The sequence below is a fragment of the Leuconostoc kimchii IMSNU 11154 genome, from assembly GCF_000092505.1.
Classification (GTDB): Bacteria; Bacillota; Bacilli; order Lactobacillales; family Lactobacillaceae; genus Leuconostoc; species Leuconostoc kimchii.
Genome location: NC_014136.1, coordinates 743,293 through 768,393, shown reverse-complemented (window position 1 = coordinate 768,393; position 25,101 = coordinate 743,293). Strand labels below are relative to the sequence as shown.

General features: G+C 38.0%; 30 protein-coding genes, 1 tRNA gene and 1 riboswitch. Of the genes, 5 read left to right on the top strand and 26 right to left on the bottom strand.

The features are described from left to right. Positions 1 to 19: 19 nt before the first annotated feature. Genes LKI_RS04310 through thiE form a run of 6 tightly spaced genes read right to left on the bottom strand, consistent with a single transcriptional unit; the run spans position 20 to position 4,795 of the window. Positions 20 to 1,225, bottom strand: a complete 1,206-nt coding sequence (locus LKI_RS04310; RefSeq protein ID WP_013102944.1) for a Zn-dependent hydrolase — start codon at positions 1,223 to 1,225, stop codon at positions 20 to 22. Positions 1,226 to 1,230: 5 nt separating this feature from the next. Then, positions 1,231 to 2,457 carry an MFS transporter gene (locus tag LKI_RS04305; protein ID WP_013102943.1) on the bottom strand — a complete coding sequence of 409 codons (1,227 nt, stop codon included), beginning with the start codon at positions 2,455 to 2,457 and terminating at the stop codon, positions 1,231 to 1,233. Further along, positions 2,454 to 3,230, bottom strand: coding sequence for a thiazole synthase (locus tag LKI_RS04300; protein ID WP_013102942.1), 777 nt, complete (start codon positions 3,228 to 3,230; stop codon positions 2,454 to 2,456). Before LKI_RS04300 ends, LKI_RS04305 begins: the two co-directional genes overlap by 4 nt. An 18-nt stretch (positions 3,231 to 3,248) precedes the next feature. Further along, positions 3,249 to 3,896, bottom strand: a complete 648-nt coding sequence (thiF, locus tag LKI_RS04295; protein ID WP_013102941.1) for a sulfur carrier protein ThiS adenylyltransferase ThiF — start codon at positions 3,894 to 3,896, stop codon at positions 3,249 to 3,251. A 23-nt stretch (positions 3,897 to 3,919) separates the two neighbouring features. Further along, positions 3,920 to 4,120 (bottom strand): sulfur carrier protein ThiS, encoded by a 201-nt coding sequence (thiS, locus tag LKI_RS04290; RefSeq protein ID WP_013102940.1) that lies wholly within the window; start codon positions 4,118 to 4,120, stop codon positions 3,920 to 3,922. Positions 4,121 to 4,159: 39 nt separating this feature from the next. After that, entirely contained in the window at positions 4,160 to 4,795 is a 636-nt protein-coding gene (gene thiE, locus LKI_RS04285; RefSeq protein ID WP_013102939.1) for a thiamine phosphate synthase, read from the bottom strand. A 93-nt stretch (positions 4,796 to 4,888) separates the two neighbouring features. Beyond that, positions 4,889 to 4,986, bottom strand: a riboswitch (TPP riboswitch). 239 nt (positions 4,987 to 5,225) lie between these two features. Here thiE and LKI_RS04280 point away from each other — a divergent pair. Then, positions 5,226 to 6,056 (top strand): VOC family protein, encoded by an 831-nt coding sequence (locus tag LKI_RS04280; protein ID WP_013102938.1) that lies wholly within the window; start codon positions 5,226 to 5,228, stop codon positions 6,054 to 6,056. 81 nt (positions 6,057 to 6,137) lie between these two features. Here LKI_RS04280 and LKI_RS04275 read toward each other — a convergent pair whose 3' ends face one another. Further along, complete coding sequence (locus LKI_RS04275) at positions 6,138 to 7,100, bottom strand: cation:proton antiporter (protein ID WP_013102937.1); 963 nt, start codon at positions 7,098 to 7,100, stop codon at positions 6,138 to 6,140. 189 nt (positions 7,101 to 7,289) lie between these two features. Between LKI_RS04275 and LKI_RS04270 the strand changes: the two genes are divergently transcribed. Together LKI_RS04270 and LKI_RS04265 are read left to right on the top strand one after the other, a co-directional pair. Next, complete coding sequence (locus LKI_RS04270) at positions 7,290 to 8,399, top strand: SLC13 family permease (protein ID WP_013102936.1); 1,110 nt, start codon at positions 7,290 to 7,292, stop codon at positions 8,397 to 8,399. 96 nt (positions 8,400 to 8,495) lie between these two features. Then, positions 8,496 to 9,155: a GIY-YIG nuclease family protein gene (locus LKI_RS04265; protein WP_013102935.1), complete on the top strand. Its 660-nt coding sequence runs from the start codon at positions 8,496 to 8,498 to the stop codon at positions 9,153 to 9,155. Between the two features lie 162 nt (positions 9,156 to 9,317). On the opposite strand, the gene LKI_RS04260 is transcribed toward LKI_RS04265, so the two are convergent. The 16 genes from LKI_RS04260 to LKI_RS04190 form a co-directional block, all read right to left on the bottom strand. Continuing rightward, positions 9,318 to 10,445: a tyrosine-type recombinase/integrase gene (locus tag LKI_RS04260; RefSeq protein ID WP_013102934.1), complete on the bottom strand. Its 1,128-nt coding sequence runs from the start codon at positions 10,443 to 10,445 to the stop codon at positions 9,318 to 9,320. Positions 10,446 to 10,553: 108 nt separating this feature from the next. Beyond that, positions 10,554 to 10,742, bottom strand: a complete 189-nt coding sequence (locus LKI_RS04255) for a hypothetical protein (RefSeq protein WP_013102933.1) — start codon at positions 10,740 to 10,742, stop codon at positions 10,554 to 10,556. A gap of 14 nt (positions 10,743 to 10,756) precedes the next feature. Continuing rightward, positions 10,757 to 11,101 carry a phage head closure protein gene (locus tag LKI_RS04250; protein ID WP_013102932.1) on the bottom strand — a complete coding sequence of 115 codons (345 nt, stop codon included), beginning with the start codon at positions 11,099 to 11,101 and terminating at the stop codon, positions 10,757 to 10,759. Continuing rightward, complete coding sequence (locus LKI_RS04245; RefSeq protein WP_013102931.1) at positions 11,094 to 11,393, bottom strand: head-tail connector protein; 300 nt, start codon at positions 11,391 to 11,393, stop codon at positions 11,094 to 11,096. The genes LKI_RS04250 and LKI_RS04245 overlap by 8 nt, the downstream gene beginning before the upstream one ends. Before the next feature lie 55 nt (positions 11,394 to 11,448). After that, complete coding sequence (locus LKI_RS04240) at positions 11,449 to 12,591, bottom strand: phage major capsid protein (RefSeq protein ID WP_013102930.1); 1,143 nt, start codon at positions 12,589 to 12,591, stop codon at positions 11,449 to 11,451. Positions 12,592 to 12,602: 11 nt separating this feature from the next. Continuing rightward, on the bottom strand, positions 12,603 to 13,172 hold the full coding sequence (locus LKI_RS04235) for an HK97 family phage prohead protease (protein WP_013102929.1): 570 nt from the start codon (positions 13,170 to 13,172) through the stop codon (positions 12,603 to 12,605). Continuing rightward, a complete protein-coding gene (locus tag LKI_RS04230) occupies positions 13,169 to 14,242 on the bottom strand; it encodes a phage portal protein (protein WP_013102928.1) in 1,074 nt (357 codons plus the stop codon). Before LKI_RS04230 ends, LKI_RS04235 begins: the two co-directional genes overlap by 4 nt. Further along, positions 14,239 to 14,403: a hypothetical protein gene (locus LKI_RS10985; RefSeq protein ID WP_013102927.1), complete on the bottom strand. Its 165-nt coding sequence runs from the start codon at positions 14,401 to 14,403 to the stop codon at positions 14,239 to 14,241. Before LKI_RS10985 ends, LKI_RS04230 begins: the two co-directional genes overlap by 4 nt. Before the next feature lie 12 nt (positions 14,404 to 14,415). Beyond that, on the bottom strand, positions 14,416 to 16,251 hold the full coding sequence (locus tag LKI_RS04225; protein ID WP_013102926.1) for a terminase large subunit: 1,836 nt from the start codon (positions 16,249 to 16,251) through the stop codon (positions 14,416 to 14,418). Further along, the gene (locus LKI_RS04220) at positions 16,248 to 16,724 is read right to left on the bottom strand and encodes a phage terminase small subunit P27 family (RefSeq protein WP_013102925.1); all 477 of its coding nucleotides are present in this window, start codon (positions 16,722 to 16,724) and stop codon (positions 16,248 to 16,250) included. The genes LKI_RS04225 and LKI_RS04220 overlap by 4 nt, the downstream gene beginning before the upstream one ends. Before the next feature lie 316 nt (positions 16,725 to 17,040). Next, the gene (locus tag LKI_RS04215; RefSeq protein ID WP_013102924.1) at positions 17,041 to 17,541 is read right to left on the bottom strand and encodes an HNH endonuclease; all 501 of its coding nucleotides are present in this window, start codon (positions 17,539 to 17,541) and stop codon (positions 17,041 to 17,043) included. Positions 17,542 to 17,616: 75 nt separating this feature from the next. Next, the gene (locus LKI_RS04210; protein ID WP_013102923.1) at positions 17,617 to 18,030 is read right to left on the bottom strand and encodes a DUF722 domain-containing protein; all 414 of its coding nucleotides are present in this window, start codon (positions 18,028 to 18,030) and stop codon (positions 17,617 to 17,619) included. A gap of 3 nt (positions 18,031 to 18,033) precedes the next feature. Further along, on the bottom strand, positions 18,034 to 18,225 hold the full coding sequence (locus LKI_RS04205; RefSeq protein WP_013102922.1) for a hypothetical protein: 192 nt from the start codon (positions 18,223 to 18,225) through the stop codon (positions 18,034 to 18,036). A 270-nt stretch (positions 18,226 to 18,495) separates the two neighbouring features. After that, the gene (locus LKI_RS04200; RefSeq protein ID WP_013102921.1) at positions 18,496 to 19,752 is read right to left on the bottom strand and encodes a virulence-associated E family protein; all 1,257 of its coding nucleotides are present in this window, start codon (positions 19,750 to 19,752) and stop codon (positions 18,496 to 18,498) included. After that, the gene (locus tag LKI_RS04195) at positions 19,752 to 20,621 is read right to left on the bottom strand and encodes a bifunctional DNA primase/polymerase (RefSeq protein ID WP_013102920.1); all 870 of its coding nucleotides are present in this window, start codon (positions 20,619 to 20,621) and stop codon (positions 19,752 to 19,754) included. Before LKI_RS04195 ends, LKI_RS04200 begins: the two co-directional genes overlap by 1 nt. Before the next feature lie 100 nt (positions 20,622 to 20,721). Beyond that, the gene (locus LKI_RS04190) at positions 20,722 to 20,922 is read right to left on the bottom strand and encodes a helix-turn-helix domain-containing protein (RefSeq protein WP_013102918.1); all 201 of its coding nucleotides are present in this window, start codon (positions 20,920 to 20,922) and stop codon (positions 20,722 to 20,724) included. 130 nt (positions 20,923 to 21,052) lie between these two features. Between LKI_RS04190 and LKI_RS10600 the strand changes: the two genes are divergently transcribed. Both LKI_RS10600 and LKI_RS04180 read left to right on the top strand, forming a co-directional pair. Next, positions 21,053 to 21,631, top strand: a complete 579-nt coding sequence (locus LKI_RS10600) for a helix-turn-helix transcriptional regulator (protein WP_013102917.1) — start codon at positions 21,053 to 21,055, stop codon at positions 21,629 to 21,631. A gap of 150 nt (positions 21,632 to 21,781) precedes the next feature. Beyond that, positions 21,782 to 22,075 (top strand): hypothetical protein, encoded by a 294-nt coding sequence (locus LKI_RS04180; RefSeq protein WP_013102916.1) that lies wholly within the window; start codon positions 21,782 to 21,784, stop codon positions 22,073 to 22,075. A 435-nt stretch (positions 22,076 to 22,510) separates the two neighbouring features. On the opposite strand, the gene LKI_RS04175 is transcribed toward LKI_RS04180, so the two are convergent. The 3 genes from LKI_RS04175 to recQ all read right to left on the bottom strand — a co-directional run bounded on the left by LKI_RS04175 (position 22,511) and on the right by recQ (position 25,090). Then, complete coding sequence (locus tag LKI_RS04175) at positions 22,511 to 22,828, bottom strand: hypothetical protein (protein WP_013102915.1); 318 nt, start codon at positions 22,826 to 22,828, stop codon at positions 22,511 to 22,513. A 312-nt stretch (positions 22,829 to 23,140) separates the two neighbouring features. Continuing rightward, positions 23,141 to 23,228, bottom strand: a tRNA-Ser gene (locus LKI_RS04170). 50 nt (positions 23,229 to 23,278) lie between these two features. Next, positions 23,279 to 25,090: a DNA helicase RecQ gene (gene recQ / locus LKI_RS04165; RefSeq protein WP_013102914.1), complete on the bottom strand. Its 1,812-nt coding sequence runs from the start codon at positions 25,088 to 25,090 to the stop codon at positions 23,279 to 23,281. Between the last annotated feature and the right edge of the window lie 11 nt (positions 25,091 to 25,101).

The following is a 25,101-nucleotide window of genomic DNA, read 5'->3' as shown; positions in this document are numbered from 1 at the left end:
TCCAAACAGTCTATCAACTTTAATATGCCAATTCATATAACAACCGTTGTAACACATGCTGCCCTGCTAAAAGATCTGACTCAGCTGTATCCTCTTGCGGCACATGGCTCATGCCATTTTTACTTGGTACAAAAATCATGACACTAGGTATTTTACTATTTGCTATGACTTGTGCATCATGACCTGCACCAGAAAAAAGCCTCTCTCCTACTAGTTTTTCTTGTTTTATGCTATTGATGACTTGTTGTTGTAACTGATTATCCATAGGCGTTGCCTCAACGTTAGTTGTTAACCGATAAGTTGCCCCCACAGCATCAGTGATTTTAATCACTTTCTCAAAAGCATCGTCCAAAACATGTTGATCGATGTGCCTGATATCTAATGTGATATCAACTTTTTCCGGTATAACATTCGCTACATTTGGAAAAGCAATGATTTTTCCGATCGTGAATCGCACTCCTTTCATCATCCCCAAAGATGAATAAATTTGAGTCATCAAGTCAACAGCTCTTTGCATGGCATCAGCGCGACCGAACATTTGAGTTGTTCCTGCGTGATTACTAATACCGTTTGTTGTGATCAACAAACGTTTTTGACCCACAATATCTGTCACAACGGCAATGTTAGTATGCGATTGCTCTAATAAATTGCCTTGCTCAATATGCAACTCAATATATGAACGTATTTTAAAATCAGGTGTTCTGATCGGTGTCACTTGGCTTAATTCAGTCACACGTTTTTGCCGTTCTTCGTCAAATATTATTCCTATGCTATCCTTCAAATCAAAAACACCACGAGATAATTGATGGGTCAGATAGCGTGATCCCGTAAAAGTGGTATCAAATCGTGACCCTTCTTCTTCAGAAAAAGAAACGGCACACAATGGTATTTTTGGTGCCCCAAATTTCTGAAGTAATTGTCCAACAGCCAGGACACTAGACAAAACGCCATAAATACCATCTAACCAACCCCCATTTATAACAGTATCCATATGAGATCCAGTGAGAATAACTGATTTATGGCTGATATGATCGCTTGTGGCTGCATAAATAGTTCCCATTTTGTCACAAAAGCAATACAGCCCATAGTCATTAGCAATTTTGACATATTTTTTTTGCGCTAATATCCAATTATCATCATAAACACAGCGTGTCACGCCACCCATTGATGTGAGTCCTATCTGTTTAAATTCATGCAATAATGTCACTAATTTTTTATCAATCATATGCCTCACATCTCTGTTTTAGGCATTGTTAAACTCAACATTGCAATGCCAATAAGTAGTAATATTGCTGAAAAATAAAATCCTATCACCATACTTCCCGTCAAATCCATCAAAAATCCCATGATCGTCGGCGCCAAAATAGAAGCAATCATACCAAAAAAGTTATAGACACCAAACGTTGTGGCCAATTGATTATTTGGGGCGTGTTTTTTCACCGTATATAATAACATGGGATCAATTGTCATTTTTCCAGTCATACCATACACAATCAGCGATAAAACTAAAACTACATGACTATGACTGATAACGCCCATCACCAGTGACAAACTGGAAATAGGTACAAGAATCAAAAGCAAGCGCCTGGTGTTAGTTATTTTATCGTTTACTCTTGCAAAAATTAACGCGCTTGGTACAGCAATAAAAGGCACAATTGAAGCAATCCAAGCAACGTTGGATCCACTAACATGTCGATAATTCGTTAAAAATAAAGGTAACCAAGTTAACATTGTAATTTGACCATAAATTGATGCAAATAACATGAAATAAGTGCCTAATAGCTGCCGTGTAAACAAAACATCAATCGTTTGTGCTTTTTTATCAACAGCCTTCGCTTGTGATGTACTTACCTGTTCCTCCGATAAACGATGTGTATGATGAATAACAGTTATATACAAAATACCTACAATTATCGTTGGCATGCCAACAATGATAAACGGTATAGACCAGTGCATATGATGTTGTAGTACAACATAACTTGATATGATTGTCCCAGTAATTTGTCCAATTGCTTGCCCTGAATTAATAAATGCTAAACCCACTGTCAGATATTTGCTAGGTATGTTTTGTGATGATAACCCAAATGAAGCACCATAAAACGTCCCTTCACCAAGACCAACTAACGCACGCAACACTAAAAACCAGCCAAAACTGGTGGCTAGTCCTGAAACAATGGTCATGCCACCAAAAAACACACATCCCAAACCAATTAGCCATTTTTCATGACCACGGTCAGCTAATCTAGCAAAAGGTATTTGTGATACCGTATAAGTTAAAAAAAATACAGAGGAAATCATGCCTAACGCAACATTACTTAAACCAAAGACTTTTTGAATTTCAGGCATTATGGGATTCAATACCGTACGATCAGCATAAATAAATACCCAACCAAAAAAATTCAATGCAACAATTTTAAGCCAATACCTTTTATCACTTATTTTTAAAGCCTGTTTCATTCTTTTGTACGACTAATACCTGATATTGGGGATGACGCCTCAGCTTTATCGTTAATGACCCGTCCCGGCTTTGCCAAATAAGCTTTGCGTCCTGCTTCAATCGCTAATTTGAAGGCTTCAGACATCAACGGTATGTTACCTGCAGACGCCATGGCTGTGTTGGCCATAATCGCGTCAGCACCCATTTCCATTGCTTCTGCTGCCTGACTTGGCTTACCAATTCCTGCATCAATAATCACTGGTACATCAATTTCATTAATCAATATTTGTATTAAGTCTTTATTGGCTAAACCCTTATTAGTCCCAATTGGAGCACCCAATGGCATCACCGTTGCTGCACCAGCATCCACTAATTGTTTGGCAATATTCAAATCCGGCAACATGTAGGGCATCACAATAAATCCCTCATTTGCCAATACTTCAGTGGCTTTTAAAGTTTGATAATTATCCGGTAATAAATACTTTGTATCAGGAATCACTTCTAACTTAATAAAATCACTACCGCTTAGTTCACGTGCAATCCGTGCCATTCTAATTGTTTCTTCAGCATTACGACATCCCGAAGTGTTTGGTAAAATTGTGACATCATCTGGAATATAATCCAAAATATTGTCTGCTGAAGCATTCGAACGCCGCAAGGCCATCGTAATAATCTGCGCTCCGGCATATTTTATAGCAGAATCAATTAAGTCATACGAATACTTTCCTGATCCTAGTATAAATCTAGACCTAAACTTGTGTCCTGCTATGATTAGATCATCATTTTGTGCCATTATTTTTTCCTCTTATCACTAAATCTCTATCTTGTTAACAAGCAGTTGTAATATCATGTTTGCTTGATGCCCTGCACATATGATGACGCGTGGTGCCATCAAACCTTCAACCCCAGCAGTTGTTTGATCCCCACAAATATAGACATTTTTTCGCATCTTTCGAGTCACAATATGATTCGCACTGTGTATCCCTGCTAAGCCATTGCCCATCACAATCGGTTTTTCTGGAAAGAATTCACGTGCCGATTGCAAAATAACAGCTTTACTTGTTGGGTCATCAAACGCCTCACAAATGACATCGCTCGTTTCAAATAGTTCTTCAACATTTTCATGTGTTACGCGAGTTTGCACTGTTGTAATATCTACAAATGGGTTGAATTCTAAAATATTTTGCTTTAAGGCAATCACTTTAGGCACACCAATTTGACTCAGCTTAAATTGCTGTCGATTTAAATTACTATAATCAACAACATCAAAGTCAATTAATGTTAAATGTCCAATACCTGAACGCGCCAATGCAATCGCAATATTAGATCCCAATCCGCCAGCACCTGCAATTGTGACATGCGCACGTGCCAATTTATCTTCTGTCCCAGCCACATTGCGCGTCTTCATTTGCTTATAAATGTCATCGACTGCTACACCATCAATACTTATTTCTGCCATGTTGTTTATCCTCGTCATTTTTCTCAACCGCCACCAACAAATGAAATCACTTCAATGTCATCTTGGTCTTCAAGCAATAAGCTATCATAAACCTCTCGCGTCACAATCGCACCATTGCGCTCAACAACAACACGTGCTGTTTGTACCTCGAGTAAGTTCAACAACTCCGAAATACTTTGCCCAACATGCGCCAACGTGTCAGTCTTGCCGTTCACTGTAATCATAATTACGCCACCTTTTCTTTATTTATTGAACACTTATTGTTACATCAATTGTTCAACATTTTTTAAACAATTAGTCACTTTCGTACGTACATCTTCCGCTTGCATGATTTCACTCACCATGCAAACACCAGAAATACCTGTATTTTTCAAACTGAGAATATTATTTTCTTTAATGCCACCAATAGCGTTGACTGGTATATCAACACAACTCACAATATCTTTTAAGGTTTCTATTGTCGTATGCTTTGTAATGACCTTTGTTTTCGTTGGATAAATCGCTCCAACGCCAAAATAATCAGCTCCCTGAGCCTCAGCCTCTTTGGCGCGTTGAACATCTTTGACTGATACACCCAAAATTTTGTCTTTACCAATCAACTGACGTACGCGTTTAACTGGTAATTCATTATCCCCGATATGTACACCAGCTGCATTGACAGCCAAGCAAATATCGACACGATCATCGATAATTAAAGGAACTTTAAATTTATCCGTTATTTTCTTTACCGCAACTGCCAAATCAAAATATCGCTTTGTTGTGACGTCCTTTTCTCTTAACTGAACAAGGGTTACACCGCTGTCACAAGCTTCAAACACAATATTCAAAAATTGCTCATCTGAATAATCATATCGGTTTGTAATTAAATACAATGTGTAGTCAATATTCTTATCAGCCAAAATTATCTATCCTCTTTTCACTATGTCAACTATTCTAAAACATAAAAAAACTGCCCCTCACGTTAAAACACGTAAAAAACAGTTCGACAAATAATATTATCAATCATATCTTCCTACGCAGATTCTAATCTGATCAGGTTATATGGGTATTTCTCAGCCTGTGAAATCGTTAGGCACCCCAGATATCTTTATTTAATTATACGTTCATGGTACACCACGTCATTGTGTGTGTCAATATCAAGTTTTTAATAACTTGATATTGACACACTAATTAAGACGATGAATTCGGTGCAAATACTGTTAAATAAAATGCGTCGCCTCTACAATATCGTCAAGTGATAAGGTATGATTATCGGTGTCATTTTTTTGCTAGACAAAACCTGTAAAAAGCATTAATATTACTTATAAATAATAAGTAAAGAGAAAAAACATGCTAAATATCACTTATAACATTCAACACTTAACGCTACGAGCAGACAATGAACCAGCGATGCGTACTTTCTACCGCGATATTTTAGGTTTGATAGAAAGCCAAGAGACTCACCAAGTCTATTCTTATGCCTTCACAAAAAGTGATGCGCCATTTTTAACACTGCAATTTGATGGTCATAAAAATACCCAATCGCATCAAGGACTGTATCATTTCGCGCTACTGTTCCCTGACACAGCTTCCTTGGCAAGTATCATTGAACGCTTACTATTAATTGAATATCCTTTAGGTGCTGGTGACCATGATGTCAGCGAGGCCTTTTATTTAAATGATCCTAATGGCAATGGCATTGAACTTTACCATGATCGCCCTAAAGAACTTTGGCAATGGGACAATGACTTGGTTCAAATGGGAACAAAAGATGTTGATGCTCAAGCATTACTTCAACAAAAACAAACTGATTGGTCAGGGTTCCCCGCTAAGATGGCCATCGGTCATCTTCATTTTGTTGGTAATAATCTGACCCGTGGCGATGCGTTTTTTATCGACGCCTTGAAAATGGCACTCACATCAACCGTTGGTGACAGTGCGCATTTCTATTCGCATAATCACTACCACCATCATCACGCCTATAATACTTGGTTAGGCCCTGATGCCACACTGCGCCAAGCACATGATACTGGTTTGCTCAATTGGACCGTATCAGTCGATCACACATACTTTAATTTACTTAAAACCAACCTAATTGATCAAAACATTGCTCCTGTAGCAAACGAGCTCTGGTTAACCGATCCGTTTGGTAGTCAATTAATCATTCGTCGTATGGATTAATTAAAAGCCCGATGTTTTATACAAGCAACACTGTCTAAAACATCGGGCTTTTAACTCATACTTTCATCACAAATAAGTTAGCTAAACTTTTGCAAATAATGGCTTCATCATCAGTGGCGCTACGATAGTTGAAATAATCACAGTCACGATGAACTCACTAGACGTGGCAGAATTAATGATATGTGAAGATAGTCCAATTTGAATAATAACTAGTGCCATTTCACCTCTTGATATCATGCCAGCACCAATCGCATAAGCTACGCGACGACTCAAGCCGGACAGCCTAGCACCAATTGATGAGCCGACAAATTTTGTGATGACGGCTAACAGGCTAAAAATAATAATTGGCAGAATTTTATCACCTAATCCTTGAACTGTAATTGTTAATCCAATCGAACCAAAAAAGACTGGATAGCAGAGCCACTGTCCTATCCTCGTGGTCCCTTTACCAATAAACACTGAAAATGACAATTTTCGTAATAAAATACCGACAGCAAAAGTGATTAATGGTAATAAACTACTAATCCCTAAAGTACCGCCACCAATAACTATTGAAAACAACGTGACAGCTGCTAACGCAATAATATCATCAAGCACGGCTGCTGATATTATAATGGCGCCCATTGGCGTAGCTAATTGCTTTTGTTCAGACAATACTGCTAATGTGATCGATATTGATGTGGCAGAAAAAACAACACCCGCAAAAAGAGCAATCGGTAATGTGTAGCCTAGTAATAAGCAAATTAGAGGAAATACGATAGCCGGTACGACCACACCCAGTACCGCAATATGCATCGATGCCTTGATGTACTTTCGCATCTCCTTGAGGTCAGATTCCAAACCGGAATTCAGCATTAACAGGCAGACACCCGTTTCTGAAATGACATGCATTAAATCACTCGCTTGTACCACATTCAAAAAACTCGCACCTAACACAACACCTGATAATAATTGCCCAACAACTGATGAAAACCCCATTTTAACCGATATTTTGCCAAATATTATGGTGACAACAATAAGTAATAGTATTGATAAATAAATCATAATTTCTCCTTTGAAAACAAAAAAACTTCAAAAATAGTTAGCTCCCCGACTAACAATTCTTGAAGTTTTCACTCAACCGATTGATATTTAACTTTATTCATTTTAACATCATTACTCTGTTTCAATCAAATTTTCGTGTTGGTCTGTTATGATATGGATATATAATTATAACTGGAGTGTATAAATGTCATGCTAAACGTGATTAAACGAACACTAATTGATAAAACGTTCCTCGTGACGCTCATTTTAGCCATCATTGCCTTATTAGTGGGTCATGTCAAAACAACAGATGTCAACTTTCAAACGGTTTATTCCCTGGCTGCCTTACTAATCACGGTATCAATTTACCAAGAACTAGGTATTTTAAAACATATTGCCCACTATATTGTTTCCAAATGCAGTTCTTCTCGTACAGTTTTCCTAGTACTCATGCTATGCGCCTTTATCGGGTCGATGCTATTAACCAATGACGTCGCAATTTTAACACTCGTTCCTATATTTTTTAACATCAAAAAATATATGCATTTACCAAGTATGACTACCATTAGTTTATTGACAATCTTTGCTAATCTAGGTAGCTCTGTCACGCCTTTTGGTAATCCACAAAATATTTATATGGTTACCTTTTACAAGCTCAGTGTTTCTCAATTTCTAAGTATGTCTCTCCTGATTGGCGCTATCTCTCTTGGTATATTATTCTTCAGCACGTTATTTATACGTTCTGAAAAAATTAATATTAGTTTTGACAATGATCAAACAATTGATCCAAAAAAATTGGTGATATTAATAATTTTAAGTATCATTGTCATACTAGGCGTTTTGTCTATCATTCCCATAAATATTGCATTGCTAATCAGCATACTAGCATGTCTGTTTTTAAGCAAGGAATCATTTCTACATATTGATTACGCTGTTATACTGACATTCGTTAATTTTTTTATAGTCGTTGGTGCAATTAGCAGAGTTGCTTTTGTTCAAAATTTAATGACGATCAGCACTAAAAATCCAATCGCAACATTTATATCAGCAAGTATTACAAGCCAATTGATCAGCAATGTTCCGGCAGCGGTATTATTATCTCAATTTACTAATCATGTTTATGCCCTATTTTTAGGTGTCTCAGTCGGTGGTCTTGGCACATTAATCGCTTCACTAGCTAATCTACTTGCCTTAAGACAATATTCAGCATATTCTCGAAATCATACTAATTTTAAATTCTTTATCACTTTCACACTTCTAAATGTTTTATTTCTGATTATTTTTGTAGTCATTGGCGTATTATTAATATATGCGTCATAGATAACGTGAATTAACTGTAAATTCAAAAATAAAATACTGATAAAATGCCTACGTGCCAAGCGTTTCACGTTAAAAAGTCCAGAAAGAAGTTGACATATGACGACTATTGGTTATGTATATGCACTCGAAAACAAATCATTTCCTGGCTATATCAAAATCGGGCAAACAGCTCATTTAAGCCAAAGATTAAAGCAATTCAACGATACTGGCATTCCAGATAGCAGGCCCACTCTGTTGCTATTTGCACTCAAAATAACTAATTTTAAAAGAGCCGAAAGATTATTGCATATTGCGCTCGCAGATAAACGGGATAGCCTTTCAAAAGAATACTTTAAAGCGAGTTATAATCAGGTTAAAAGTGCTTTTGACTTACTCTTATTTAATGATCCCAATGCTGAGTTTGTTAAACCAAATGCCTACAATGCTAAAGTTACCGGAATCGATCAACCAAATGTCATCAGAAAAATAGGGCAACGTCCAAATCGTAATTTTCATTACCTATCGATTCCAATTGGTGCCAAGTTACAGTTTAAAGACGATCCTAAAATAGAAGTTACTGTACTCGACGGTAAAAATCAGGTTCTTTGCCGCTGTGGAAACCTACATACACTCTCACGCGCTGCTATTTGCTGTTACGATTATCGTCACAATCTCTCAGGAGAGCAGTCTGGGCGAGATAGAAATGGCTTTGCTTGGTTCTCTTACCATCACATCTTATTAAAAGATGTCAAGCCCGTAGTCAACGCTGAACTGTAAGCTATTGTGCGTTTACAATATAAATTTTTTACAACAAAAAGGCGCTACATCAAGGTTTTTGAAACCTGATGCAACGCCATGACATGCTGAGTGGAGAAGAAGGGATTTACTAAGACCCTTTTATACCAATACATAAGGCGTTTTGTGTTACTTTATGTGTTATTATAGTTCAAGTTTAGATAGAATGTTACCAGTCTCATCACTGGCTCGCTTGGTTATATCACTATAAACATCTAGCGTCATAGAAACATCTGCATGTCCCAAATAAGTCTGCACTTGTTTAACGCTTGCCCCTTGATCTAATGCTAATGTTGCCCATGTATGGCGTAATTTGTGCATAGACAACCCAACCGCTACACCATATTTATTGCTCACATCATGTAGCCACTTATTAGGACGCATGACTTGCAATGTCTTACCCTGATTATTGAATACAAAATCATTATTACTATTATAATGACTGACTTCATACCAATCAGACAATACAGCCAACATTTTATTATCAATTTTGAGAGTACGCTTACTAGTTTGACTTTTGGGGGCTTTGATATACGTACCACCATTAAAGCCACGCCCTAGCGCCTGTACAATGCTTATATAACCGCCATTAAAGTCTACCTGCTCCCACTGTAAGGCAAGTAATTCTTCTGTCCTCATACCAGTCATAGCACCCAATCTAAGCAATGTATAGGCTTGCTGATTGATGTATTTGTATTGGCTATCCAAAACTTCTACAAAGGCTTTAAATTCATCAACGTCCATAAACTGCTTACGCTTATTGACTTGTCTACGTTCTTTAGGCATCTCAATCTTCGTAAATGGGTCAACTGGTATCATATCCATACGCACTGCGATATTAAGCAAGCGTCTTAAATATCCTGTTATTTTGCGATAATGTAATATTTTGCCTTGCATTGTGTTAATATATCGTTGTAAGTCTAATGGCCTAATATCAGTTACACGTGTATCACCCCATGCAGGAATAATATGCACGTTGAATACATTCATTGTTTTATTGAGTGTACTTTCTTCAACGGTGTGCTGGTATGTTTCTAGCCACATATCATACAACTCTTTAACGGTCATGACGTTGGGAGTTGTTTTTTTATTGTATTTGCTCTGCCCATTGCTAAACAAAGCCACCTCATTATTAAACCACTGTTGCGCACTGCGTTTACTGTCAAAACCTCGTTTCTTAGCTCTTGCTTGTGTTCCATCTTGATGCCTACCAATATAGCCCACAACCTCATAGACTTTACCATGTTTGCTATCAACTTGTTTTATCTGCATTTTTTTACTTCCTTTTGATGATTGAGCCAAAAGGTCAAAATAAAAAAGCGTGGTAATTTCAAACTAACACGCTTTCATTATTTCACACTATTTGACTGGTTGCACGTTTTAATCGTAGTAATGTTTCACAGCTTCATCAATTTCATCACGATCATATCTGATACCATGTTCTGTCGGATAAGCCTTTACCTTGCCATTCTTAACATAATACTTCATGAACGTGTTATCAGCGACACTGATATATTGATGCGCTTCATTTCTGTTTAACCACTTTGGCCAACGTTGTAATTGTTGCATAATATCTTCCTCAACTAATCTTTCTTGCGTTTAATCGTGACAAAATCATAAGTGATAACGTTGTTACTATCATCAGGACTAATCGTGACAATCTCATAAAAATTACCGTCTGCTAGTTTAACAATCCACTGGTCACTAATTGGCTTACCGTGCCTAACAACAATCGTGGTTGTATCTTCGTATTTTGTGGCTTGTACGCTATATTCCTGTTCAAAGGTTCGTTTAGTCGTCTTATAATGGCGTGTAAACTCACCCTTAAAATCGCCTTGCTTCTGGTTGCCTATATCATCTTCAATAATTTCAAATGCACCAAAAACGGCTCGCTTATTAAAATCTGTTGGCTTATATTTATCATTCATCAGTAGCCCCCACAATCTCACTTCTTAGATTCGTCAGCATGATACGAACACCAGTTGAATAGCCATTACTCAACTCACGGTCATAATACATTGAGGTAGCCAATGTTTTAATCAAACGATTATATAACTCTGCATCAACTGCTAAAATCTCATCATCAGTGATTTTCATTTGGATTGATGCCTTAATCATGGCAGTAGCGCCACTAATTAAGCTCGTAAGCGTTGCAAGCTCATTGTTATCATCATCAATATTTAGTTCATCTCGTAGCTCCTGTGGTGTAATTAACGCCATGTGCCACCTCCTGTATTTATTTAATATGTACGTACCCATCTCTGGGTACATGATGTTACTCACCTGCTGGAACACCAGCATAAGTGATAAACTTACCAGCATTAGTGTCGGCTGCCTTAAAGTCTGCACGCAAGGCAACGGCAAGAATACGCTCAAAGTTTTCGTTGTGATCCCATTCAACCGCAACATCAGAACGCATTGCTTCCAATACAAACGCTTTAGGGTCTCCCACAAAGGCTTTTGCATCACCATCAGCGCCCAATACGTCATCAGCGACAATCAAGACATTTGAGCCAAACAATGACTTACCTGATGCACTAGCGATTGAGTCTTGCAACAAGTAACGACCATTAGCATCTTTCAACAAATCAACGGCATTGTAGAAACTTTCAGTCACAATCCATTGACGGTCATAGTTAGCCAATCCCTTGTTAAATGCTGTCTTCAAGGCATCTGTTGTGCTTGCTGACACGGCTGTGGCTGTTTGCAAAATCTTCCCAATTTGGTATTGTTCAGTCAATTCTTTAGCTTCTTGAACATAGGTATTAAGCAATGTCTTGAGGTTAGGAGCGTCCTGCACCATTTCCATAGACAATGGCAAAGCACCACGATAAGTAAGTGCCTTATAGTCAACACCTTTCAAAACTGCATTTGCAATTTCAGGGTTTTCAGCTCGTTCTTCGGCTGTTGTCAAACGTGCTGTGTTCTTTTGCAAGATAGGCAATGTTCCCATACCTGATGTCACAGATACACGATTGATAACCGCTGACAAATTACGAACATCAGTCGGTACTTTTTGAATATCCAAAATCTCTTTTGGAATTACAACGCCTGCTTCTGTGGTAGTGATACCATTTGCTCGCTTTTCGGCTGTCTTCAAATAATGAATGAAGTCACGTACTTCTGTGGTCTCTTGCTTTTTGTTTGGGTCAATTTGCATATTGTTGTTTCCTTTCTTATCTGTGGGTTCTGCATCATCAGGCTTATCATCTGACAAACCTTGTGCCTTTTTAACGGCATCTAATTGGGCTTGCAAGTCATCAATTTGTTTCTGCAAATCATCAACACTGGCTACACCCTTTTGAACATCAGTCGTATCAGAATCATCTGACATTGCCAATGCTCGTACCTCTTTAACTTTGGAAGCCTTTTGGGCTTTTAAGCTACTCAATTGGGCTTCAATTTCACTAACTTTCATCTTTGTATCTCCTATTCGTAAGTTGTAAGCACTGCCAAAGCCTTAGCCTTGACCTCACTCTGTTTCAGGTTCTCAAGCGCTCTTGTGACATTCACAGTAGTGTCCTGATAAGCAGGCATAGCCACTACTGATACTTCATATAAAGCACCTATTTTTTCAATAACACGTTCTGGTGTTTGGTCTGCACCTCTATCCCAATCATCAGCATCAACTGTGAAACCAAAGCTCATGCCTTGTAAATTACCAGCACGGATATTGGTGTAAACGTCTTTCCCTAACGTGGTATTGGGAATATTTAAGCTAAAACGTAATCCCTTTTTATCAGTCTCTAACTGCAATGTATTGGCTGATGTTCTGCCTAACACATTCGCAAAATTATGATCGTATAACGCTACTACATCACTAAAATCAACATCATCAAAAGCGTTGGGGTCAACACGTTCAATAAATCCACCTAGGTTTTGACTTGGTTCATTAAAGACAACGGCATAACCGCCTATCTGACCAATAAAATCATCACTAGTGGTAGCACGTACTTCTAACCCTTTAATATCAAAGGTTCGTGTCTCTTTATCGTTCATAAATTGATAACCCCCTTGTCAATTAGAATTTTTTGCGCCTGTGGGGCGTCCAGTATACCTTTATCCACAAAATTCAATAAGTCTTGCTTCAAAGTGGCATTTGAATAATCTAAAATGCTACTCATATCAAGTGCAATACCATCACCTAACTTACTTTGAACTTCACTCACGATAGGTTCAATGTAGCGGTTTAAGCCATTGACATACATGGTTTGTATCATTTCGAGGTTACTTTGTTGGTCTCCCTGACCATTCAAGTAGCTGTCTGGTACACCAAACGCCTTACTAATCTGCGTCCGTTGATAAATCGCATTGTTTAAGAACTTGGCAACGTCTGCATTGATGGATATACTTTGGAAGTCTGCACTCTGATCTAATACCAAAGTACGACCTGCGTTACTGCCTGTGTTAGCTTTCTCAAACTCTTTACGGACATTCTCTTTGGCTTCTGGACTAACAACCGCATCAGGTATTTTAATCAGTGATGTTGGATTGATAGCCCGTGCTATGGTTGCTAAAGATAGCTTATTGGCTTGCTCCTGCTGTTGTACCTCATTCACAAGGCTTTCCAGTGGACTATGACCAATCAGCTCACCACCATTGACACCATGTGCCATGATTTTAAAGTGAAGCACGCTCTTTGCTTTGTATGTGCCACCTTGATAATCGCCAAACGGTGTAATTTGATAACTCAAGACATCATTTGTTAAATCAAGCATGACGTTCTGGTTTGGGATATATCGCAATTCTTTACCATCAATCACGACAAACGCATTACCTGATAGCAATATTTCTAAAACGACTGTTTGCCAAAAGTTGTATCGGCTAGTCAAATGACTTGGTTTGTTTAGTAGCTCCAGTGACTTAGTATTTAAACCAGTGAACAAAGCCCCTGCAATATCTGCACTGATAAGGCTTGTCACGCTGTATAAATCACTGTTGTGTAAAGCAACATCAGCGCTAATTAAATCATTAGGGACAATATTTGTCCCACTGTCTGCAAAAATAAAAGGCATGTAATTACTAGGTGTAATCATCTGCCTTGTCTCAAATGGATTTTTTAAACTCATGGATTAGCCCCCTTTGGCACTAGGATATAAGCCAAAATAAACAGCCCAATCCCGACTATTAGGAAGCCCAACGGTTTAAATATCATAAACGCACTAACTGTAATTGATATAATACCCAATACAATCAGGGCAAAGGGTACATAAGTCATCATCTTTTTCATTGGCTCTCCTTTCTAAAATGTAAAATCGTTCATGAAGTAGTCATTGACTTCATCTGCGTTCATACCAGCAAATGGGCTTTTGTTCTTCTCATCAGGCGCATTCGTAAATGACGTGAAGTAAAACATACCCTCAAATAAAGCATTGACAATGGCATCAGCCACATCAATCTTTGCGCTGTTGGTGTTCTTATCAATCTTGATACCATTGTTATCTTGTACAATAACCGCATTAGATAAAGCACCAAACATGGCGCTATCATCAAGCATGGTTATTTGTGACTTGATAAACGCTGTTTGTAAGAACTTTGTGGGTTCATTTAATGACTTGATACCCTGACGAACTGGAATAATCAAATACTCATTTTTGACTTCATCTAGTCGCCTAATAAACGTCCCTGTTCCCCATTGGTCGTACAAGATAGCCTTAACATGGAGATCATATTTTTCAATGAACGACAACATGAAATTAAACACTTCATCTTCATCAATCAGCCCAAATCTATCACGAGTGATTGTCGCAAAGCCCTTACTTTCAACGTCTCGATAATTGATACCATCACGCTGTTCTTTGGCTTCAATCGTTCCCAACTTAGCCAATGGAATAAATGAATGCTGGTACAAGTGATATTTTTGGTTGCCTGTATCGTCTGTGTAAGGGAATACAAAGGCTATCGCTGTATCATCATTTGTCTGGCTATAATCAAACCCAATATAGACATCTCTGCCTTGCATATTAAACTCTGGGATAATCGCCTGTGTGAGCAAATCAACTGGTAGAAACGCATTCTCTTTTGCATTCTGCCATCTGTTCATGTTCTTAGTAAGAAAATCAGGCAAGCGACCTTGTGAGTTCAATTCATCTCGTTCAGCCGTCATTTTTGGTATTGCTGACTTGCGTTTACTCTCCAATTCAAACAATGGATTAGACTTCTGCCAAATACTTGGGTCTCCAAAGGCTTCATCATCATTGTCTTGTTCCCATGCTAAAAAAAGAATATTATCAATCTCACGCCACGTCTTTTGCTCCATATATGAACTATACCGCTTATAGTCTGCAAACATTGGACTGCGAACATCTGTCCCACTGGTACTAATGAATATTGTTTGTGAGTACGGTAGGAACGTTTGTCCTGATGTAATTGAGTTGATAAACGAACGGTCTTTGAATAAGTGGTATTCATCAACCACAGCATAACTAAAATGACCAATACCATCACTAGTCGTACTTGATGAGGCACTTAATTTACGCATGGTAGTAGATTGGCTCTTAATTCTCATCTCACGTTGGTTGTACTCAATACCCCACTGCTTAGCCATCTTAGAAAACGTCCCACCTGCTAGGTTAGCCCACTGACTAGACATGTATTTAAACAAGGCATCAGCATGAGCCGTATCAGCACTAGCCACCGCTAACTGTCGGTTCGTTTTAGGTTGCCCAAATAAGAAATTAAACAGGCTTATCAACGCCATCACGGCCGTTTTACCATTTGCACGTGCCATTGATATAATCGCCCTATCAAAGCGCTTACCGCCTGTTTCAGGCTCTTTCCAACCCTCTAGCAAACCAACAATAAACGCTTCATAAGGACTGATTTTAAACGGCTCATGTGTTTCTAAATCAACCAATAATGTACTAAACTTGATAATTTTATCCGTTCGCTCTGCATCATAAACATAGTGAAATTCGGGATCACTTTTAATCCGTTGTAAATCCGATAAGTGGCGTTCACAGGCTAGTTTGATTTTCTCTCCTGCAATGATATGACCAGTCAAGACACCCACAGCATATTTGATGGTTGGTTCATCAGCCCCAAAATCATTGATAACATCTTGATATTGTTCAATCATTGACTACCACCAAACATGTCAGCAATGGCATCAGCATTCAAACTGCCATCATCATCACTAGCCAAATCAATCAGGGTTGCACGAGAACTTGGGCTTAATCCTAACTCACCACCCAATGACTTAACCTTACCAGTGGCGTCATTCAAAACGGCTGTGGCTGGGTTCTTATAGTATCGACCACCATTTTCATAGATAGCCCCAACGTCCTTGATATTTTCATAGGCTTCACGCATAACGCTGTAATTGATACAAAAGGCTTCTAGCGTTGACTTATCCGCTACCGTGATATAACCCAATTTATTCAAGGCAGGCACTAAGGTAGTCCATAATCGACTAGCAACACCAGTTAAATGCTTAGGCGCTGTTTTTGGTAACTGGTTTAATTCTGCATTGGCTTGTTTCAGTGCTTCTGTGCGCTCTCTTTGATAGAAGCGGTCTGTATCATCAGTTGTAATTTTTGCTTTTCTAGGCATTCGCTACCTCCTAACTTTTTATTTTTTATGTACGCCAAAAGGTGAACTAAGCCTTTTGACATTTGATGACAAAACCGAAAAAATAACTGTTCGTTATTAAAAGGAAGCCAGTTCTGTACATCGGTATCCTCTTTGAGTGACATGCGGGGGTTATTTTTTGAAGGAGACCCCACATGCTGACAATTCAAGAAGAATTTTCTCATTGAGACTTGCAACCAATCTCAATCGCTATCCACGGTACGTAAGCATGCCACTGCTTTTTGTTGCACACCCCACCCAACCAACCACGTGTACAAACAAAAAGGACTGAATTTAATCAATCCTTGAGCACTTTTAACCACCATTCACGGCTTAAATGGCTTAATTTATTATCACTTAACTTATTTTCAATCGCTGTCTTGTGATTGTGATGCGATTTAGTCAATAACCACAGATTATCCATGTTATATTGCTCTGTTTTGGTCTTTAATAACCGTCTAGGCACGATATGGTCAACAATCAAGTCACCTGTATCATAGGCTCGACCATCAATGGCATCAACATACATATCACGTTGCTTAATGTACTGACTAATCTTAGTCCACTGCTTTGAGTGATAGAACTCATGTCCCAACTCTTGGCGTTTACTACTATCATAATCACGGTTACGCTCTAGCACATGCTGTTGACCTCGTAGTGTTCTGGAAGCCAATGCCTGTGTCTGTTCACGCTTCACATGATAATCAGCCAGTCGTTTACTGTAATGCTTATCACAATAATCATAACCAACTTTTATCAGCTCTCGACAACCAACTTCGGCACATCTATGTAATCGCATTGAGTACCTCCATCTAATATTGCATACTACTATTATGCCACGGTTTATTAATGAAAAACGGCAGAGAAACGGCAATCATACTGCAATGTTCAAACCAGTTAATGCTTCACTTACGCTATCCTTGAAAGCCTTTTGATAGCTTCGGCATGTTCGCTCTGATAGGTGCATTCGTAATGAGATAAGTAACCATGTTAATCTGTCACGTCTGTCATAGTGCATACGGACAATGTCACGTGTTGTGTCGTCCCATGAGGCTTCAATCCGTTTAATCATGTCACGCTGGTTACGCAACTCATGAAGCACCTGATCACTCTCATATTTGATAACTAAATCTTCAAATGGTCTGCTTATTTTATTGATGGCTCGTGAACCCCCAATGTTGTCATCATCATGTGGTTGCCATTGCAATTCCATGCGCCGTAAGTATATCAGGCTATCAATCACACCACTATAATAGTTTGTCAGCAATTCGTCTGTCTTATCCGCCATATATCACCCAACCTCCTTGAACTTATCCAATAAATTTCTAAGTAATGAAGCAGTCAATGCAGCACGCTCTAATTGACCTGATAGTATTTCTTCTTGCCAAAAAGCATTATTGTAATCTTCCATTTTGTCAATATCAGCCATCAAATGTGCCACAGTAACGTTCAAAAAGTCTAATGTTAAATCTTTGTCTTCCATGTTTTTATCTCCTAAAGTTCAATTTACCTGTCGTTCATCAGTGACACTAAAATGACTCTATATTTTTTTAGAGTCACTCCTAAACTCCTGCAATACCAACAATCTAGTATGATAAGTGACTCTAATGACTCTATTTTTTTCTAAACATATATATAAATACAAAATACTAAAATATAACACTTAATAAATTTTAGAGTCACTCGAGTCACTTAATCTCTGAAAGCGTTGATGTGTAAGGAATTAAGCGGTGACTCAATAATTTTTTTAGAGTCACTGCTGAGTCACTTGAGTCACTCTTTTCCAACCTCTACCAGCATTTCGTCTCGCAATTTTCCAACCATCTTTGTTGTCCATAACATTCTTAATTTTATTGGCAACACTTCGATTTTTAACTAAGTCAATTTTATTTAATGCGTTGTATGCTATGTCAGATGATGCAACCCATTCTAAATCATTATTATCAACATATCTGTTAATCTGGTTTTCAATCTCGTCAATATATACAAAGTTTTCACGATGCTTAGCAAGTTCAATCTCTTGTTCACGAGTAGGATATTGCAAGCCTTTGGTTTTATACTTATGCACCATCTCACCCCAAAATTGCATCACATCTCTCTCATTCAAATCTGTAAATGGGTGTTTAGTTTGTTTGGCTTTAGATGATAGTATTGGCAAGAAGCGTCTGTTCCCTGTTTTGTCTTTCAAATATTCAATCTGGTTGGAAGTTCTAGCTAAAACAAAGTGCTTAGCTCGCCTTACATTCTTATGACCGTAGGCTGGACGATATTCTAGCTCTTCCATTGTGATAAACTTTTTTGTAACATCAAATGAACTTGATGCCGTAGCTTCCATTTCATCATCATTGACAATCAAAGCACGTTGCATTTTGGTATACTCATCTTTGTTTTTGAAATTCTGAATTGTATCAACATAGGCATCACGTCCTAATTTTTTGAGTAGTGTTGTCTTCCCAGTGCCTTGATCACCAACAATATCAAGGGAAAAATCAAACTTTGTCATAGGATTGTACACCTTAGCGACTGCCCCAATAAAAAACGTTTCTGTTATCAAAGTTGTAATTTCATTTTTTGGAGCGCCTAAGTATTCAGGTAAAAAGGTACTCGAACGCTCGACTTTGTCCCACATTCTTTCAGCCTTATCAAAATAGTCAATTTTCGGATTGAATTTATTCTGCTCTAATTGTGAAACCAGTGATATTGCAGAAAATCCCATATTTTGATTGATTGTAAAGCCATAATGACGCTCAAGATAACTGATAAGGAACAATACATCAACATCTTGCATAATACCCTTATTGATGACTGCTTCATCTATTTTAATAGTCTTGGCAATTTCTTCTTCGTCCGTGAAGTCATTAAATTTGAATACGCCATCAAACAAAGGGTCATTTTCCAATACAAGAACAACATTATTCATAACAGTGCCACGTATCGCACCCGCTTTTGTTCTGTTAAAACCTTTATACCATTCTGGCTCATCTGGTAATTGTTCAAAATCATCAGCCATCAGCGTCCTCCCAATCTTCTCTGTTTTTCTCTCTGATATGCAGAACGATAGATCGTTTCAACTTCTTTGTCAGCAAGTGGCACATCAGAATTTGCGTTTACCTTTTTCACAATGGCATAAGCAATATTTGGGTCAACGTTTATTCTCAACAAGTATCCCGATAGACTTACACACATGTTGTTGCGTTGCCCTTGAACAAAACCATTTAAGATCATCTCCCAACGTTCTTTAACAGAATACTTGGGTACTCGTCCAGTCTGTGTACTACCACTTGTGGCAACGTTAGAAGACAAATCAATCAACCAATCAGGCATTACGTTTGCTTCACTGAATGACCTACCCAAATGCTTATATGGCTCACCATTCTTAACAGACGGTGCAACGGTTATCTTGTCCGTGATTAACTCTAATCCTGTTCCTATATTCCGTTTTAGCTTCGATATGTCTAAACCATCAGGAATTTTAAAGAAAACGTGCAGTCCTCTCGGTGTCACTTCAACGGCTTCATTATCAAAGCTGACCGACACACCTGCTTGTCTCAACGTATTCAATCCACTTGTCTGAACAGAATGCCTATCAATATCTAGCACTACTAATCCAGTATCTTTCAATATGATGCCTATGTTGCTGTTAGCCCCATACTTCAAGAACATGTCTGTTAGCTCACGAACGTTATTAGTCGCGTCTAAATGACCTCTACTACCTTTATATGGTGTGTTCGTGCCTTGCGATAACAGATAAACCGCAAAACCTTGTTGTATCAACTCATGACTTTTTATGATATAATCTGAATTGATAAAACTATTTTGAGTCTCTTGAACTTGGTCGCCAAACTTCCGTTCAAGGGTTTTTTTTGTGTCTTCACTCATCTTTTGCCCTGCTTTCTGTCATTGACTGATGCACCCATCAGGAACGCACCACCAACCAAAACTATCATTACAATGACTTGACCTATCCATTCCACCATGTTCATTCCTCACTATTTTCCGCAATCCAATTGTCAATTTTCTGATACGTTGACTTTTTGATAATTCTTTTACGACCTGCAAGAATATCAGCCAACGTCCAGCGACTAACCCCTGTTTCCTCTGACAAGGTGGTTACTGTGATGTTTCGTTCACCACGTTTTCTCTTAAGTTCCAAAAGAACTATGCTACTAATTTCAATCATATTTTCCTCCTATCGCGCAACGTTTTGTTGCCTGTAAAAATAGTATAGCGCAACGTTTTGTTGCTGTCAACTATTTGTTGCCTAAGTCATTAATATTGTGTATTATAATAATAAATAGGTGGTATGAAAAATGAATAGAATATCAGAACTAAGAAAAGAAACAAATACATCTCAAACAGAACTGGCCGAGCTGTTAGGTGTAACTAGGCAAGCCATTTCACTATATGAAAAGTGGCCAGATAAGGGTGGTCGTGAACCTAAATTAGAAACATGGAAAAAACTCGCAGACCATTTTGGCGTATATATTGGCTATATTCAAGGCGTTTCAGATATTAGAAAAAATGATTATACAGGTCTAGCAAGTTCAGACAACGATGTTCTTCTCAATATAATTGATGAATTATATAAAAATGACAATAGAGCTGACAAGAAACTCGTGGAATACATTAAATCCAGCTTTTCACGTAACGTCAATCATTCTATAACTACTATGTACTTGCTCAGATTAGTAGTCGCTTTATTTGCTATTGATACGGATAATAATATGGCAATATATGAAGATTTTGCTAAACGACTCAGAAAATTAAAAGACAAGGATGATTCACTGCATATTGAAAAACTGATCAATAAGAGAATTGAACAATCCATACGCAATAAAGAATTTATAGATGAAATAGAAGCCCAAAATAAAAAAGCCTCTGACGATTAATCAGGGGCTTTTGTTGTTCAATTAACACCGTGGTTTTACCTACATTTGGAAAAAATCTTTCGAAGACAATTAAGGGGGTTGTGAATTACATTATGTATGGTATTATACACTTGCTTCAAAACAACGCCAGAAAATTAAAGGAGAAAAATAATGGCAGTAAAAGTAACTTTTGTAAACAACGACAGTGTGTATATAACTGATGATACGTACATTTCAGCATGGAAATCAGTTGACACCTCAGACGAAGAACCAGGATACTATTCCGAAGGGGGGCGTGTTGGGTCCCGTTTAGATGGTAATTTATTGGGTACCTCTGACCAAATTGTAGGCTTAGAAGGATTATTTGGTTCAGTCGACTGGTTTATGTTACATGATGATAATCAACCAGTACCAAAGGTGTATAAAACAAGTGCGATTTTAAGCTTAGAATCGATAAATATTTAAGCACAATTTTGTGGGGTATCTAAATCAGATACTCCTTTTTTGTTAATTTAAAAGTAACAAATCGTGACCTTAGGTATCTGTGTTTTGCCGACCCCTTTTAACTGGAGCACCGTTTCAGTGCATCAGGTCTAAGGTCGTGTTTTGCGACTTTAGAACCACTACTACGCTATATTGAGGTGGTGATTTACCACACCATCTATTTTCCCAACTATCTGGGAACTGCTTTCGCCACAAGTGGGGCTTTTGATTTACTCAAAAATGAGTAAAAGTAGTTTTAGTCATAATTGTCCAAAACTGGACAACCATGTTTTCTGCCACATCTGGCGGAATCGTTGCCCACAACTGAACAATTATGTATATATACATTTAATCTGTATATTTATGTATTATGTATCACATGCTTTTTTGTGTGTTGTTTGGTCAAACAAAAAAACACTACACTTGTAATGCTTCACGTCTCAACTTGATAAATTCATCACCGTGTTGTGTCATCACATTCAATAACGTTTTAAAATCATTGCGCCATGTTCTTAACTGTGAATAGCTTTTACCTGCTTCACTCACAACTTCTTCCCACGTTATAAACTTATCACTGTAATATCGTTTGATGACTTCGCTATGTTCTGGCTTGATAACTGACAAACAAAATGTAATGTCTGCAATATCTTGCTTGTATCGTGGTTCAACCTCTGCCATTAGCTTCAATCTACCTGAAAAATAATCTCTCAACATCTTATCCGTTCTATCTGCCATGATCACACCTCGCTTTTATTTTTCGTCACTATTAAAAGTTAATTCTATGAATATTATACTGTATATATACATTTTTATTCGTATATATTCCGTTTATGTACCACATTTAAAGTCATGTGCTAAAAAAGTACCATTTTAACAAACAAAAAACGGCTTAAATGCCGTTCTGTCGCTCAATCACCGTTCAAATTTATGTGTTATTTTTGTGTTATTTTGTCTGAAATACCATGCAATCTAATGAAATGATAAACCATAACAAAAGGCGCTACATTAGGCTTTTGATACCTTATGCAACGCCTTGAAATGTATTAGTGGAGAAGAAGGGATTCGAACCCTCGCACGCTTTAACACGTCTACACCCTTAGCAAGGGCGCCTCTTCAGCCGCTTGAGTACTTCTCCATAACAGATACTACTATACCAGATATACTGGATTGTAGCAAGCATCTTTATTAATTCATATCATTTTTTAGTACTTCTGCAAATGCGTCATGATAAATATCAAACTTTTTCTCACCAACACCAGAAATAGCTAAAAACTCTTCGGCCGTTTTAGGTCGTAAAATTGCCATATTCATTAAGGTTTTATCCGAGAAAATCAAAAACGGCGCAATGCCCGCTTCACGTGCCAACTCTAAACGCTTAGCTTTCAATGTAGCAAACAATCGATTGTCACTATCAGACAATTTAAGTCCCTTAGCTGCTGATGTGACTTTTTGTTGTGCAATCACGCGTCGATTTAGTCGCTTTTCCACAACGAGCTGACCTTTTAAAACACGTGCGCCCATTTCGGTGACTTTTAAGACAGGAAACTCACCACCCTCAATTCTTAGATAGCCATCAGCCGTTAAGTAGTCAATAAAACTGCTTAGGTCTTTAATCGTTCTGTCTTTCATCAAGCCATATGTGGGTAACTTCATCAAATAGTCATACTTCTTCACAGCGGCATCTTGTGAGCCTTTTAAAACTTTAGCAACCATCGCTTTTCCAAAGCTTTGGTTCATGCGTACAACATTGGCCAACACACGCTGAGAATCGATTGTGACATCAACCATTTCGCGTGAATCTAAACAATTAGAACACTGACCACAATCATGATCAATCATTTCCCCAAAATAACCTAATAAATATCTTGGTAAACACGTTTGTGTGTTAGCAAATGCATTCATTTCACGAATTTTGTTATATTCATTTTGCTTATGCGCTTCTGTCCCTTCTGATTTTTGGACAAAAAATTCTTGTAAATGAATATCTTGTGGTGCATATAATAATATCGCCTCAGATGGTAACCCGTCACGCCCAGCACGACCAATTTCTTGATAATAGGCTTCAATATTTCCCGGTACTGAGTAGTGAATAACAAAGCGTACGTTTGGCTTGTTAATACCCATGCCAAACGCATTGGTTGCAACAATCACTTGTACTTCATCAAACAAAAAAGCCTCTTGCATCGCTTGACGTTCACGCTCTGGTAAACCAGCATGATAGTGCCCCGCCTTGATGCCTTTTTTATTTAAAAAATCGTACAATTCATCTACTTGCTTGCGCGTAGCAGCATAAATAATGCCACTGTGTTCTTTATTCTCACGTAAATAATCTTGTACATATTGCCGTTTATCAACGTTATGTGCAATTTTTAACGCCAAATTATCACGAGCAAAGCCTGTTAAAATCGTATTTTCATCCGGTACTTCTAACAATTGCTGTAAATTCTGACGAACACGATCTGTTGCAGTCGCTGTCAAACCCAAAACCGCTGGATGACCAGGAATTTCAGCCAATAACGGTAAAATATTAAGGTAACTTGGTCGAAAATCATGGCCCCATTGTGACATGACATGCGCCTCATCAATGGCTATTAATTCGATTGGTAGTTGCTGAATAAAACTAAAAAAACTTGGAATTTCTAGCCTTTCAGGGGATACATAAAGCATTTTATAAACACCTTGACGCAAGTCAGACATGCGTTGTGCCTGGACTTGACCACTCAACGTTGAATTTAAAAAGGTTGCTGCAATTCCCATCGCATCTAAGCCATCGACTTGATCCTTCATCAATGATATTAATGGCGAAATCACCAACGTGATGCCATCAAATAACATCGCTGGTAATTGATAGGTGATTGATTTTCCACCACCAGTGGGCATAATGGCTAGTGCATGCTGATGCGCTAGTACTTTTTCAATCACTTCCAATTGTCCTGTACGAAAGTTATCATAACCGAATTTTTCTCTTAAAATTGTTTGCGGATTCACGTTTTGCATAACTACTATTA